Below are 14,496 nucleotides of genomic sequence, written 5' to 3' on the forward strand. Positions count from 1 at the left end.
TATATGAATAAATTAGTAATCGGAGGAACTGAGTTAGATAGTAGACTTTTTATAGGTACAGGAAAATACTCTTCTAATAATATATTACCTAAGGTAATAAAGAGCTCTAAGACTCAAGTAGTGACTGTTGCTCTTAGAAGAGTAGACTTAAGTAATGAAGAAGAAAATATTTTAAATTATATAGATAAGGATTGTATATTATTACCTAATACTTCAGGGGCAAGAACTGCTGAAGAAGCAGTTAGAATTGCAAGATTAGCTAAGGCTGCAGGGTGTGGAAATTGGATTAAAATTGAAGTGATTTCTGATAATAAATATTTACTTCCTGATAATAAAGAAACCATAAAGGCAACTGAAATTTTAGCAAAGGAAGGTTTTATAGTTCTTCCCTATATGAATCCTGATCTAATGGATGCTAAGAGAATGGTAGAAGCAGGAGCAGCAGCAGTAATGCCTTTAGGTGCTCCCATTGGAAGTAATAGAGGTATTAGAACAAAAGAAATGATTAAGATACTTATCGATGAAATAGATGTTCCTATAATAGTAGATGCCGGGATTGGTAAGCCATCAGATGCCACATTAGCCATGGAAATGGGAGCTGATGCAGTATTAGTTAATACAGCTCTAGCTACAGCAGGAGATCCTATATTAATGGGGGAAGCTTTCGCACAGGCAGTAGAAGCTGGTAGAAAGGCTTTTATTTCAAAGGTAGGACCAGAAAGAGCAAAAGGAGAAGCATCTTCACCACTGACAGGATTCTTAAGATAGAGGAGGTAAGATATGAGTTTTTATGAGAAAGTCAAAGACTTTAATGGTTTTAATTTTAATAACTTTTTTAATAGTATTACTGAAGAAAAAATAGAACATATTTTAGTTAAAGATAGGGTAAATGAAGAGGATTTTCTTTCCCTTTTATCTCCTAAGGCTGAAAAATACTTAGAAGAAATGGCACAAATAGCCCATGATATTTCTATTAACAATTTTGGAAGGGCCATATTATTATATACGCCAATGTATTTATCAAATTATTGTGTAAACAAGTGTCTATATTGTGGCTATAATGTGGAAAATGGCATAAGAAGAAAGAAATTAGCGTTAGGCGAAGTGGAGGTTGAAGCTAAAGCCATATATGAAATGGGATATAGACATATATTGATATTAACAGGAGAATCAAGAAAACATAGTCCTATATCTTACATTAAGGATTGTGTAAAAATACTTAAGAAATATTTTAGTTCAATTGCTATTGAAATATATCCTTTAGAAGAAGATGAGTATCGAGAGCTTATATGTTCAGGAGTAGATAGCCTTACATTATATCAAGAAGTATATGATGAAGATACCTATAAATCAGTTCATGTGGCAGGAGCAAAATCTAATTATAAATATAGATTAGATGCTCCTGAAAGGGCGGCAAAGGCAAAGATACATTCTTTAAGTATAGGAGCTTTGTTAGGATTAGAGGATTGGAGAAAAGAGGCTTTCTTCACTGGACTTCATGGGAAATATATTGAAAAAAACTATCCTGATATTGAATTAACCTTATCAACTCCAAGGATAAGACCCCATGCCGGGAGTTTTGAATATGTAAGAGAAGTTACTGATAAGAATATAGTACAAGCTATGTTAGCCTATAAAATATTTATTCATAGAGCAGGAATAAATATTACCACAAGAGAAAGGGCTGAATTTAGGGATAACCTTCTGCCTCTAGGAGTTACTAAGATGTCTGCCAGTGTCTCTACAGAAGTAGGAGGACATTCTAACAATGAAAAAGGAGATAAACAATTTGAAATAGATGATAGTAGAAATTTAGAGGATATAAAATTTGCAATTAAGGCGAAAGGATATCATCACATCTTTAAAGATTGGGAGCCTATATAGAAATGAATAAAAATATGATTTATGTAGTTACTAATAGAAATTTAATTAAAGAAGAAAATTTTTATGAAGCAATAGAACGATGTTCTCAAGCTTCAATAGATGGACTTATTTTAAGAGAAAAGGATTTATCAACAGATGAACTTTTAGAAATGGCAAAGAGGGTAAAAGTGATAACTAATAAATATCATATTCCTTTAATAATCAATGGAAATATCGAAGTGGCTAAAAAGATAAATAGCTATGGTTGTCATCTTAGTTATAAAGATATTCCTAATAATTATCATAAAGAAGGTTTAAAGCTAGGGGCTTCAATTCATAGTGTAGAGGAAGCCATAGAATCAGAAAGGTTGGGAGTAGATTATATTATTGCAGGAAATATATTCGAAACTGACTGTAAACCAGGATTAATTGGAAAGGGAATAGAGTTTCTAGAGGAGATTAAGAGCAGAGTATCCATACCTATCATAGCTATAGGTGGAATAGATATTGATAATGCTAAGAAAGTTATCAATGCTGGAGTTAATGGAGTGGCTATAATGTCTTCAGCTATGAACGATATAAATAATAGGTTTATTAATAAGCTTAGAGAGGAAGTGGAGGAGAATATATGAAAAAAGTTTTGACGATAGCTGGGTCAGATAGTTGTGGTGGAGCCGGTATTCAAGCAGATATAAAGACTATGGATGCATTAGGTGTATATGGAATGAGTGTTATCTGTGCTGTAACTGCACAAAATACTATGGGAGTAGAAGATGTACAGGATATGACTCCAGATATAGTTAGAGCTCAAATAGATGCAATCTTTACTGATATTGAAGTAGATGCAGTAAAAATTGGAATGGTGTCTAGTCCTGAAATTATAAGAGTTATAAAGGAAAGACTTATTTTTTATAAAGCAAAAAAAATTGTAGTTGATCCAGTTATGGTATCGAAAAGTGGATATCATCTATTAAAAAAAAAGGCAATAGATGAGTTAAAAGGATTAATTTCTATAGCCGATATAGTGACTCCAAACATACCCGAAGCAGAAGTATTAACAGGATTAAATATCATAACAGAAGAAGATATGAAAAATGCAGCAAAAAATATAATAAAGATGGGAGTAAAAAGTGTATTAATAAAGGGTGGACATAGATGTAATGATGCTACAGATATATTACTTTATAAAGAAAACTTTTTAGTAATACCTGGGAAAAAGATAGATACAGAAAATACTCATGGTACTGGTTGTACTCTTTCTTCCTCTATAGCATCACAATTAGCTAAAGGGTTCAGCATTAAAGAATCGGTAATTCTATCAAAGAAATATATAACTAAAGCTATTGAAAATTCATTTGCTTTAGGAAAAGGTGTAGGGCCGGTGGGGCATCTTATAGATCTATATAAAAGAGGGGGAACTGATTATGGAGAGAATTAAGAATAGATCCATGACATTGTTGTGGGCTGGAGCAGCTATTTCAATTGCAGAGATTTATACTGGGGGGTTAGCAGCCCCCTTAGGATTTGCTAAAGGAATAAGTGCTATCCTCTTAGGACATCTAATTGGTGGAATACTATTAGCTTTGTGTGGAGTAATATCTTTTGATAAAAGAAAAAATGCCATGGAGACAGTAAAGGATACTTTAGGAGAATGGGGAGTAAAGATAGTTGCTTCTTTAAATGTATTGCAACTATTAGGTTGGTCTGCTGTGATGATTATTCAAGGAGCTAGAGGAATAAACGCTACATTGGGATTATCTTATAAACTTAGTTTAATAATAATGGCTATATTTGTTTTTATGTGGTCCTATTATTTTGAGAGAAAATCAAAGAAAATAAATGATTTTGCAGTACTCACCCTTTTAATATTAACTTGCTTAATATTTTTTAATATTGACTTTGAAAGGATAATTCCTACCGGAGCTAATGTGAGTTTTATAACTGTAGTAGAACTCTCTATAGCTATGCCTGTTTCATGGATCCCTTTAATAGGAGACTATACCATGAGGGGGGAGAGTAGAAAGGGAGTATTCTTATCTAGTTTCTTCGGTTATTTTATTGCCAGCTCTAGCATGTATGTATTAGGATTATTGATAACTTTATTTACCGGATTAGATATAGTTCAATTCATATCAAGTTTTTCAGTACCTATAGTTGCATGTATAATTATAGTTCTTTCTACTGTTACTACTACTTTCTTAGATATTTATTCTGCAGTAGAATCTTCCAAACAGATATTTAAATTTAATAGCACAACGAGAATGGTGGCAGTATATTGCTTTATTGGATTTGCAATTTCACTATTCTTTCCTATTGTAAAATATGAGAGTTTTTTACTTACAATAGGAAGTGTATTTATACCAGTGTATAGTATTGTTATCATTGAGTATTTCTTTATAAAAAATAAAGGATTTAATAAGGTTAATATAATTGGAGTTATATTTGCTGCCATTGGATGTATTCTGTACAATTATTTTATATATCAGGGATTATACATGCCTACGGTATTGATATTAGGAGTTATATCTATTAGTTATTATTTAGTAGCGAGAGGATTTAAAAACAATAAAAATTTTAAAGAACAGCGCAACCAAGGGTAGGGGTGAATGAAATGAAAATAGATTATAATTTATATTTAGTAATAGGAGAAAGTTTTTTGAATAATATTACTCTAGAACATGCAGTAGAACAGGCTATTTTAGGTGGAGTAAGTATTATTCAATTAAGGGAGAAGGAATGCAATACTATAGAATATTATAAAAAGGCTCAAATGATAAAAAAAGTAACAGAAAAGGATAATATACCCCTTATAATAAATGATAGAGTAGACATAGCACTTGCGATAGATGCAGATGGAGTGCATTTAGGACAGAATGACCTTCCTATTAAAGAAGCAAGAAAATTGCTAGGTAAAAGTAAAATAATAGGAGCAACTGTAAGGAGTGTTGAGCAAGCTATAAAGGCAATAGAAGAAGGAGCAGATTACTTAGGTATAGGAGCCACATATCCTACAAAAAGCAAGACTGATGTGAGTAAAGTTTTAGGAATAAAAGGCGTAAAAGAAATTGCATCATTGGTTGACATCCCTAAAGTAGCTATTGGAGGTATAAATATTACAAATGTAGAAGAAGTACTTACTACGGGAGTTAATGGAGTAGCTGTTATATCTGGTATTCTAAAGAGTAAAGATATAAGAAAGAGTGCTAAGGAGATAAAAGGAAAAATTTCATCATTAAAATAATAATAATAATTTTCCTTACTTGTCCATATATATGTTATAGGGGGGATTATATATGGCTAAAAATTATAGAGGTAACAATATTAAGAGGGAATCTGGTTGGAGAGGAACTTGTCCTCTATGTAAAAGGACAGGAGTAAAACTCTTATGGGAGAAGGTTATTTCAGAAGATAAAAAAATTAATGTTTGTAAAAGATGTGGTAAATAACATGATAAAAGCCCTCAATGGAGGGCTTTTATACATTACCTAAGACTACATTATTTAGATGCTTACTTGCTATTTCTTTAGCTTCATACATTAAATCAATATTTGTTGGAGGATTATCCATTTTATACATAGGAAAATATCTAGCAAGGTGAAGGGGTATGTCCCTATCAATACTACCTAAAAACTTTGAAAGGTCTTCTATTTCCTCCAAATTATCATTTTCTCCTGTTACTAAGAGGGTGGTTACCTCTACATGACATTCTTTTGCTGCAATTTCTATAGATTTAAGTACTGGATTTATTCTGCCTCCACAAATATTTTCATAATACTCATTACTAAAGGCTTTTAAATCTATATTCATAGCATCCACAAAGGGAAGAAGTTCCTTTAAAGGCTCCTCTGATATAAAACCATTAGTAACTAATACTACTGATTTGTTTTTATCTCTTTCCTTTATTAGTTTAGCTGATTCAAACACATATTCATACCATATACTAGGCTCATTATAAGTAAAAGCAACACCTATATTATCACTGGTATTAAAGACTGTGTCAGATAACTCCCTTACCGATACTTGTTGACTATGAGAATGGTAGTCAGTGAATTGAGCAATAGAATAATTTTGACAAAAACTACAGGTTAAATTACATCCAAAGCTACCAACAGATAGTATTTTACTATTAGGTTTAAAGAATTTTAAAGGTTTCTTTTCAATAGGATCAAGAGATAGTGCTGTTACCTGTCCATAATTAGTACTGAATAGACTCCCCTCTTCATTAAGCCTTACACTACATTTTCCTAGATCGCCTTCTTTAATTAGACAATTATGAGGACATAGATAACAGTGTACTTTATCATCATCAAGCCTCTTATAAAACATTGCTTTCTTTTTGATTTTATACACCTACCTTTCTATATATCTAATTACTTCAAATTTCTTTATATCATAATCTTCATTTTCATCTATTCCAGCTTTTTTTAGTACTATAGACAATTGTTGATCTACTGTATCTACACCTTCTAAGTCTGGCAGTAAAACTCCAGAACGAGTATCCTTAGAAATAATAACCCCATACTCTTTAGGGTTAAGCTCAGACTTTGTTGTAGGCTCTGGCTTTGTAAGTACGTCTACTGAAAAATCTATATCTTCTAATTCATCTTTTTCTACACTGAAGAATCTAGGATCATAAATCCCAGCTTCTATAGAATTTCTGATGATTTCTTCTGCAATAGATTCTGTTGTAGGGAATATGGTTCCAATACATCCTCTAAGTTCTCCTTCTTTCTTTAGGGATACGAATACCCCTCTTTGTTTATTTTTCATATCATCAGTTATATAAGAGGGAAGCTCAGTAAGACGACTTCCAGTTTTTAAATAATGGGTAAGATTTTCTCTCGCTAATCTAACATAGGGATTACTATTTTTCACTCTGTTTTCATAGGACTTTCTTTTTCTATCTAATATAGAATCTAGCTTGCTATTATCATCATTATCAAAACTAAATTCCATTACACCATAGCCTACTCCAAAGGTGCCTTCGTAGCTTAAAAGCTCCCCTTGGAATTGATATTTATCTAGTGCACCTAGCATGATAACAACAGATCTCCTACCACATTCCCCAGCATTATTTATTACTTCTTTATTCATATTCAAAAGTCCTAAAGTATCTCCTTTTTCTAGTAATTTTAAAAATTCTTTATCAAATTGTTTTCCATAAGGACTATAATCATAGGGACCTTCATCCTTTAGTCTATGAGACAAATCTCCACTGGCGATCATAAGTGCATTAACATCCATTGCTTCTAAGGCTTCACTAAGTACCATACCAAACTTGTATAATTCCATATCACTTAAAGGAGCATAAGTAATATGGATAATATTATAGTCGGTATAATATTTATTAATAAAATATAGGGGTACTATAGCTCCATGATCTAGTTTAAATGACGAATCATATTCATTTAATAACGAAGCATTAGATTTAACTATGGGGATTTCTTTATCAACAGCTAAATCATGGATTTTATCAGCTAGAGATATATCTATATTTACATTCATTGATACATCAGGAACTCCAAAATCGGATAAATCTCCTTGAATATCTTCTCCATAGGATATAGAAAGAGCATCTCTAAACATGCTGCCATGGGGAGTTATCAAGATTATAGCATCTGGGGATTTCGTTTTAATTTCATTTCCTATTCTTTGCATACTTCTGTAGGTATCGATTATTTTCATTTCTTCACCTCTTCCTACCTCTGGAACAACTATAGGCGGGTGGGGAAGTAAATAGAATCCGTTAATACTCAAAGTGACCACCTCCGATTAATATACTCTGTACATATATTTACCCTAATTATATGGATTTATTATAATAATGTAAAAGGGTAAATATTTATTATTTAATATAAAAAGAATAATCATGATTATCTATTTTTAAAAATAAAAGGGAAAAAATATATAATAGGGAACTATTAATATATAGTAGAATAGTAGTAGTATTACCAGAGAGGAGATGTAAAATTGCAGGAGCCAAAAGATATATATATAAGAAGAAAAGAAAAATACTCTATATTATCAGAAATAATCCATAGAACTATGAATATGGTTAGTTTACTAAGATTAGTAACAGCGATATCGATTTTCATTGTATTTATATTTTTGTCTAGAGATATGAGAGATGGAGTTATATGGGGGGTTACAGGAGTATTATCTGCTATATTTATATATTTGATAATATTTCATAACAAGTTAAAGCATATGTATAAATATTTTTTAATTTTCAAAGATATTAACTCTAAGTCAATAGATAGATTAGAGGGTAAATGGGTTTCTTTAAAAGATACTGGAGAAGAATTTATAAATGAAGAGCATAATTATACCTTTGACTTAGATATATTTGGTCAAGGGTCATTATTTCAATACATAAATAATACATGTACATCCCAGGGAAGAAATAGATTAGCTTATGTTTTATCTAATCCCTTTACAACAAAAAAAGAGATTGATGAAAGACAGGATGCAATTAAAGAACTTTCTAAGAAAAGATGGTGGAGACAACGGCTTTTAGCTGAAGGAATGACTATAGAAGAAAAGAATAGGGATAGCAAAAGTCTAATAGAGTGGGGAAAGAGTAAAAATACTTTGTATAGTAATAAATGGTTCAAAAGTATAGTCAGAATTCTTCCATTCATCACTATTTTGTCAATACTTGCTGGGTATATTCTAGGAGTAATAACTTGGATAATACCTACCTTGTTAATCATAACTCAATACTCAATGGGATACTTCAACAGAAAAAATATAAATAAGGAGTTCAATGAAGTTTATAAATATAAAGATGAAATAAAAGTATATTGGAAAATACTTAATAACTTTGAAAAGGCTAAATTTAAATCATCTTATTTGATTAAATTAAAAAACAGAATAAAAAATGATAAAGGATACTCTGCTATTAAACAATTTAAAGTTTTAGATAAAATAGTAGAAAACATATTAAATAGAAAGAATATTTTATTTATCCCTATCAATGTACTAACTTTATGGGATTATCACTGTTTAATAGCATTATATAAATGGAAAAACAATTCAGGGGATCTAGTAAGAGATTGGTTATATGTAGTTGGGGAAATCGAAGTTCTTTCAAGTTTATCTTCTATAGGATATGATAATCCCCAGTGGTCAATACCAGAAATAGCTGAAGAAGACTCTGTTTTCATATCAAGAGAGATAGCTCATCCTTTACTAATTAATAAGTCAGTAAGTAATAGTATAAAAATACAAGATCCTTCTAGAATAGTTTTGATAACAGGTTCTAATATGGCAGGGAAGAGTACATTTTTAAGAACTATAGGAATCAATCTTGTTTTAGCCTATAGTGGAACATATATTTGTGGTGAAAGACTCCGTTGTTCTTTGATGAACTTACAAACTTGTATGAGAATTAGCGATGATTTAGAAGCTGGGATTTCTTCTTTCTATGGAGAACTTAGAAGAATAAGCAATATAGTGAAAGCCTCTAAGGAAGATACTCAAGTTTTCTTTTTGTTAGATGAAATATTTAAGGGGACGAACTCCTATGATAGACACCTAGGAGCTAAAATGCTATTAAAACAAATGTATAAAAATAATGCAATGGGTCTAGTTTCCACCCATGATTTAGAGTTAGGAGAACTTGAAAAAAGTACTATGGGCAATGTTTTGAATTATCATTTTCAAGAACATTATAAAGAGGGACAAATACACTTTGACTATCTCTTAAGAAGAGGGGTATCAACTACAAGAAATGCAATATATCTCATGAAAATGGCAGGAGTTGATATAGAAAATTAATATAAATTAACTTAATTCCCTATTTACTTATCGGAATATATGTGTATAATATAAATAAGACTAAAATAGGAGGGAATTAACATGAATGATATAATATTAATCATTTTAAATATATTAGTATTTTCAGGTCTAATATATGGATTGTTTATGATGCAAAAGAAACATATATCCTTCACCAAAAGGGTATTGTTAGCTCTAGTAGGGGGAATTATTTTTGGAGGTATTCTACAATTAATTTATGGTTCAGGTTCAAATGTTGTTACGGAATCCAATACATGGATTTCTATAGTAGGATCTGCCTATGTTAGGTTATTAAAAATGATAGTAATTCCACTAATATTTGTAGCTATAACTAGTGCAGTAATAAATCAAGACTCAAAAAATCTTGGTAAAATGGCTGGCATAATTATATTAGTATTAGTTCTAACTACAGCTATATCAGCAGCAGTAGGTGCGGGAACAGCTAGTATCTTTAATTTAACAGCCGAAGGGTTGCAACAGGGACAAGATGAAATTGCAGCTGGAGAAAGATTAGAAGAAAGGTTAGGAGAATTTCAACAACAAAGTATTCCTGACCAAATAGTAGGGATTATTCCAACTAATCCATTTTACTCTATGACGGGACAAGGTAGTTCGTCTACATTATCAGTAGTTGTATTTGCTGCTATTATAGCGATAGCTACAATAGGACTTAGAAGAAAAAAACCAGAATCAGCAGAACACTTTGCTAAAATAATTAAGACATTGCATGATGTAGTTATGAGAATGGTAACTCTAATATTAAGACTAACTCCTTATGGAGTATTAGCTCTTATGACTAAAGTGATGTCAACAAGTAATTTTGAGGAAATATATAGATTATTAAAGTTCGTATTAGCATCCTATGTGGCTCTAATTTTAATGATGATTATTCACTTTATAATATTAGCTATATTTGGATTAAATCCTATGAAGTTTATTATGAAATCAGCCCCAGTTCTTGCCTTTGCCTTTACTTCAAGAACAAGTGCAGGAGCTTTGCCATTAAATATTGAGACTCAAATTGATAAACTAGGAGTTTCAGAGGGACATGCTAACCTATCAGCTTCATTAGGAACTAGTATTGGACAAAATGGATGTGCCGGTATTTATCCTGCTATGTTAGCCATTATGATAGCACCGACTATAGGAATAAATCCATTAGCTCCAGCATTTTTAATAAAATTAATTATAGTAACAGCATTAAGTTCCTTTGGTATTGCAGGAGTTGGTGGTGGTGCTACTTTTGCAGCTTTAATAGTTTTATCTACAATGGGACTTCCAGTAGGATTAGTAGGTTTACTAATAGCTATAGAACCATTAATTGATATGGGTAGAACAGCTGTAAATGTAAGTGGATCAATGGTGTCAGGCTTAATTTCAAGTAAGATAATGAATAAGATTAATACAGAAGTTTATAATAAATAAAAAGGAAGACCCTAGGGTCTTCCTTTTTAGGTGTAAAATTGAAAGATATTTTTCTATAGTTACAGATTCTCTTTGGAATAAATATATATATATAAACTGTGCTAAATTATATATATTATTAAGTTATGATTTGAAGTTGAATAGATAATAGAGCTGGAATTATTATGTGGTTAAATAGCATCCATTATAATTTTCTTCAAATATAGACAGAGCACCAGAATATTGTCGAACGATAAATTTGATAAATAAATTTACCTGTGATATAATTTTGATAAATAAATTTACTAATATTATAATGATAAAGGAATATATTGTTTGGACATTAAATAAAATTAAATAAAAATAATTTATTATAAATTAATCGAGCGATAAAGGATAAGTGTTTCATGCCACTTATTATTTAAATGTTCTATCATTGATTGAAATAAGGCCATTATATAAGTGACATAGTTAATTTTAGACTATAAGGATAGTAAAATAATAAATAAATTTTTAAAATAACTTATACAAAGTACTTATTTAGAAGAAATACTTAAAGGATTTGACTGCTGGGACATTAAAGGTAGCTCGAGATACCTTTAATATAGAAACTATTATAATAACATAGAAAGATAAGCGTAATCTCTAATGTATCTGATGAAATAGCTTTAAATATTTCTGAATATTTCGATAATTAAGTAATGCGTTTTAATACGCTAATATTCTTGATGTTATTTAATAGTAAAACATAAAATTCATTTATTGGACATGCTACTATTTTATAGCTAATTTATTATTACCAATAAAATTACATCTAGGTAGATTTGTAGTCCTGAGGGAATTATTCCTAAAGGATAGGTAAAATGGTTATTTTCTCAAATAAAAAACGTATCATTAAAATGTGAGCATAATATGTTATTTTAATAAGTTGAACAAAAATAAGGAGTGGTGTCAAAAAACAACCTTTTTTGAGACTACGTGTGAAGAAAGGTAGGATTTAAATGAAAAGAAAAAAATATGTTGCTTTTTTAATTGCCTTTGTTATGTGTTTAATTACTTTAATGCCAGCCGCTGCATCTGCAGATACTTCTAGTACATGGAGCACAAGAGGAGTTAAACATCTTGCTTGGACGAAAAATTATATATGGTGGTCTTATGATTCATCTAAGATTATAGCTTCTGATACAGACCAACAACGTAGCGGTTTATTTGTTATAAATAGAGGCATTACAAAATTAGGGTCACAATCTACAAGCACTAAGTGGGTTTTTAACTGTAAGAATGAATTTTTAGCAGGTGCAGAATTAGGTGGAGTAACTCTTGGATGGGCACAAACTATTATTGATCAAGCTAGAGTTTATGTGTCCGGTAATGGCTACTGGAGTTTTGATATTTAGTTTTTATTTGTAAAATAATCAATTAGATACATTAGTAGATTAATAAACTATTACATTTTATTGAAAAGACATATTTAAAAACCCATTCACTTTTAGACAATGGATATCTAGAAGTGAATGGGATAAATTATAAAGGAGATTGATTTATGATACAATGTACTAATTTTTCTAAGAGTTATTCAAATAAATGCATAATAGAGAAATCAAGTTTTGAAATAAGGGAGAATAAGATTTCATTTTTAATGGGACCTAATGGTTCGGGAAAGACAACACTTATCAAATGTATGATGGAAATGGAAAAATATAATGGTGATTTTATTTTTGAGGGTAAAAATATAAGTCAGATACGAGATAAGTGTATGGTTCTTTGGGATGATTGTCCTTTTTATATGAATCTTAATGGAATAAAAAATCTAATAATCTTTGGTGAAAATAAAAAATCTAAAAATGAAATTAAAGAAATCGCATCTAATTACTTAGATTATGGATTACTAAGAAGAAAAGTAAAGACATATTCTTATGGACAGAAAAAAAAATTAGCCTTAGTATTGGTGGAAATTTTAGAACCTAAGTATTTGATTATGGATGAAATATCAAATGGATTAGACTATGAGATGATAAGAATATTAAAAAAAATTATTAAAAGTTGGTCGAAGGATATGACTATTTTACTTACAGGTCATCAATTTAGTTTTTACAATGATATAGTAGATGATTTGTTTGTGTTTAAAAATAAACAGATAACATTACTAAAAGAGAATTTTTCTGACAGTGGTGAAAAGTTGGAGGATGTATATGATGAAGAAATATGTTAAACAAGAATTAAGGTGGGGAATTAATTCAAAGATTTATTACATAGTCGCAATTTTTTTAAGTTTATTATTTGTATTAACGTTATTTTTAAATTATAGTGCGGTTATTAATACATATGATAGCTATCTTAAAACTGAGAATTATTATGTGGAAAATGGACTTGATATTGAAAAAGATTTAGCTGGTGAGTATAACTTGGAAGAGAATGAAAATGGAGGGACAGTTTCTAATCCTATTTTGTATTACAAAGATACTGTAAGTAGGCATATTTATGCAGCAAGTCCTAAATATATGTTGTCACAACTTTTAGAGTCTTCAATTTTACTTTTTCCCTTAGTATTTGGAATTTTGGGACTGTTAGTTGCTAGCACTGACTTTAAGTATAAAACGATTAAGCTTAAGACAGTAAGAATGGACAGGTCTACTCTTGGAATTGTAAAACAGTTATCAATAGTATTTAGTAGTTTTATTATTTTAGTAATAACATTAATTATTTCTTATCTTATAGGATGGATTATGTACATTAAATTATCGAGTAGTATACCAATTGAAGAATTTAATGTAGGGACATTCAATGCAAGCTCATTAATTATAGTAAAATTCATTTTTGCATATATAATTGCTTTGATTTTCGCAGAAATTGGTTATACTTTAGGTATGATATTTAAGAATTCAATTATAGGAATGATTGTAATTATTGTATATATATATATATTGCCTAATCTTGGTAGGTTTGATTTAAAAAATTCCTATTTTTACTTTGCTAGAAAGGTTTTTGATTTTTATGGTGTGGTTTCTGTCCAATCTCCTAAAGAAACTTCACTTATAGTATCTACACTGATTATATTATCTGTTATTATCATATCATTTATTGCAAATATGTTTATCATAGTAAAACGTAGTTCATTTGAGAGTTGATAGATACCTTTTAATTAAAATTAATAGAATCTCATGTTATTGAGAAAGGTATATGTTTTATAAAATTGAAGTTTGGAGGAGAAAGAATGATAGAGAATAAATTGAAAGTTATTTTGGTTTGTTTTTTTATATTGATTGCATTAATAATACTATTAACAAAGGTATCTTCCTTTTTTTATAAAAATAATATAAATTATGGCTCATTGAGACTTGAGAAAGTAAATCATTCACTAGAATTGGTTGTGGGTGATTAACTCAAAAAAAATCTTTGAATAGCATTTCTGGATTAAGGTAAAGTTAT

15 protein-coding genes are annotated in these 14,496 nt (G+C 30.0%); 13 read left to right on the forward strand and 2 right to left on the reverse strand.

Features of this window, described 5'->3' with window-relative positions:
- Nucleotides 1–3: 3 nt before the first annotated feature.
- Genes GOQ27_RS08985 through GOQ27_RS09015 form a run of 7 tightly spaced genes read left to right on the forward strand, consistent with a single transcriptional unit; the run spans nt 4 to nt 5,309 of the window.
- A complete protein-coding gene (locus tag GOQ27_RS08985; protein ID WP_203366517.1) occupies nt 4–768 on the forward strand; it encodes a thiazole synthase in 765 nt (254 codons plus the stop codon).
- Nucleotides 769–780: 12 nt separating this feature from the next.
- Nucleotides 781–1,884: a 2-iminoacetate synthase ThiH gene (gene thiH, locus GOQ27_RS08990; RefSeq protein ID WP_203366518.1), complete on the forward strand. Its 1,104-nt coding sequence runs from the start codon at nt 781–783 to the stop codon at nt 1,882–1,884.
- A 2-nt stretch (nt 1,885–1,886) separates the two neighbouring features.
- Nucleotides 1,887–2,495 carry a thiamine phosphate synthase gene (locus tag GOQ27_RS08995; protein ID WP_203366519.1) on the forward strand — a complete coding sequence of 203 codons (609 nt, stop codon included), beginning with the start codon at nt 1,887–1,889 and terminating at the stop codon, nt 2,493–2,495.
- A complete protein-coding gene (gene thiD, locus GOQ27_RS09000) occupies nt 2,492–3,301 on the forward strand; it encodes a bifunctional hydroxymethylpyrimidine kinase/phosphomethylpyrimidine kinase (RefSeq protein ID WP_203366520.1) in 810 nt (269 codons plus the stop codon). Before GOQ27_RS08995 ends, thiD begins: the two co-directional genes overlap by 4 nt.
- Nucleotides 3,288–4,463 carry a putative hydroxymethylpyrimidine transporter CytX gene (gene cytX / locus GOQ27_RS09005; protein WP_203366521.1) on the forward strand — a complete coding sequence of 392 codons (1,176 nt, stop codon included), beginning with the start codon at nt 3,288–3,290 and terminating at the stop codon, nt 4,461–4,463. Before thiD ends, cytX begins: the two co-directional genes overlap by 14 nt.
- 11 nt (nt 4,464–4,474) lie before the next feature.
- On the forward strand, nt 4,475–5,104 hold the full coding sequence (gene thiE / locus GOQ27_RS09010) for a thiamine phosphate synthase (RefSeq protein WP_203366522.1): 630 nt from the start codon (nt 4,475–4,477) through the stop codon (nt 5,102–5,104).
- A gap of 52 nt (nt 5,105–5,156) precedes the next feature.
- The gene (locus tag GOQ27_RS09015) at nt 5,157–5,309 is read left to right on the forward strand and encodes a hypothetical protein (RefSeq protein WP_203366523.1); all 153 of its coding nucleotides are present in this window, start codon (nt 5,157–5,159) and stop codon (nt 5,307–5,309) included.
- A 28-nt stretch (nt 5,310–5,337) separates the two neighbouring features.
- On the opposite strand, the gene amrS is transcribed toward GOQ27_RS09015, so the two are convergent.
- Both amrS and amrA read right to left on the reverse strand, forming a co-directional pair.
- Complete coding sequence (gene amrS, locus GOQ27_RS09020; RefSeq protein WP_350445896.1) at nt 5,338–6,213, reverse strand: AmmeMemoRadiSam system radical SAM enzyme; 876 nt, start codon at nt 6,211–6,213, stop codon at nt 5,338–5,340.
- On the reverse strand, nt 6,214–7,620 hold the full coding sequence (amrA, locus tag GOQ27_RS09025; RefSeq protein WP_203366524.1) for an AmmeMemoRadiSam system protein A: 1,407 nt from the start codon (nt 7,618–7,620) through the stop codon (nt 6,214–6,216).
- A 213-nt stretch (nt 7,621–7,833) separates the two neighbouring features.
- Between amrA and GOQ27_RS09030 the strand changes: the two genes are divergently transcribed.
- From GOQ27_RS09030 to GOQ27_RS09055, 6 genes are all read left to right on the forward strand, one after another.
- The gene (locus GOQ27_RS09030) at nt 7,834–9,642 is read left to right on the forward strand and encodes a MutS-related protein (protein WP_203366525.1); all 1,809 of its coding nucleotides are present in this window, start codon (nt 7,834–7,836) and stop codon (nt 9,640–9,642) included.
- 81 nt (nt 9,643–9,723) lie between these two features.
- Complete coding sequence (locus tag GOQ27_RS09035) at nt 9,724–11,088, forward strand: L-cystine transporter (RefSeq protein ID WP_203366526.1); 1,365 nt, start codon at nt 9,724–9,726, stop codon at nt 11,086–11,088.
- Nucleotides 11,089–12,110: 1,022 nt separating this feature from the next.
- Nucleotides 12,111–12,464 (forward strand): hypothetical protein, encoded by a 354-nt coding sequence (locus GOQ27_RS09040; protein WP_203366527.1) that lies wholly within the window; start codon nt 12,111–12,113, stop codon nt 12,462–12,464.
- Between the two features lie 146 nt (nt 12,465–12,610).
- Nucleotides 12,611–13,279 carry an ATP-binding cassette domain-containing protein gene (locus tag GOQ27_RS09045; protein WP_203366528.1) on the forward strand — a complete coding sequence of 223 codons (669 nt, stop codon included), beginning with the start codon at nt 12,611–12,613 and terminating at the stop codon, nt 13,277–13,279.
- The gene (locus GOQ27_RS09050; RefSeq protein ID WP_203366529.1) at nt 13,260–14,195 is read left to right on the forward strand and encodes an ABC-2 transporter permease; all 936 of its coding nucleotides are present in this window, start codon (nt 13,260–13,262) and stop codon (nt 14,193–14,195) included. The genes GOQ27_RS09045 and GOQ27_RS09050 overlap by 20 nt, the downstream gene beginning before the upstream one ends.
- An 86-nt stretch (nt 14,196–14,281) precedes the next feature.
- The gene (locus GOQ27_RS09055; protein WP_203366530.1) at nt 14,282–14,449 is read left to right on the forward strand and encodes a hypothetical protein; all 168 of its coding nucleotides are present in this window, start codon (nt 14,282–14,284) and stop codon (nt 14,447–14,449) included.
- Nucleotides 14,450–14,496: the final 47 nt, after the last annotated feature.

The organism is Anaeromonas frigoriresistens (assembly GCF_016820655.1).
GTDB classification, from domain to species: domain Bacteria; phylum Bacillota; class Clostridia; order Tissierellales; family SIT17; genus Anaeromonas; species Anaeromonas frigoriresistens.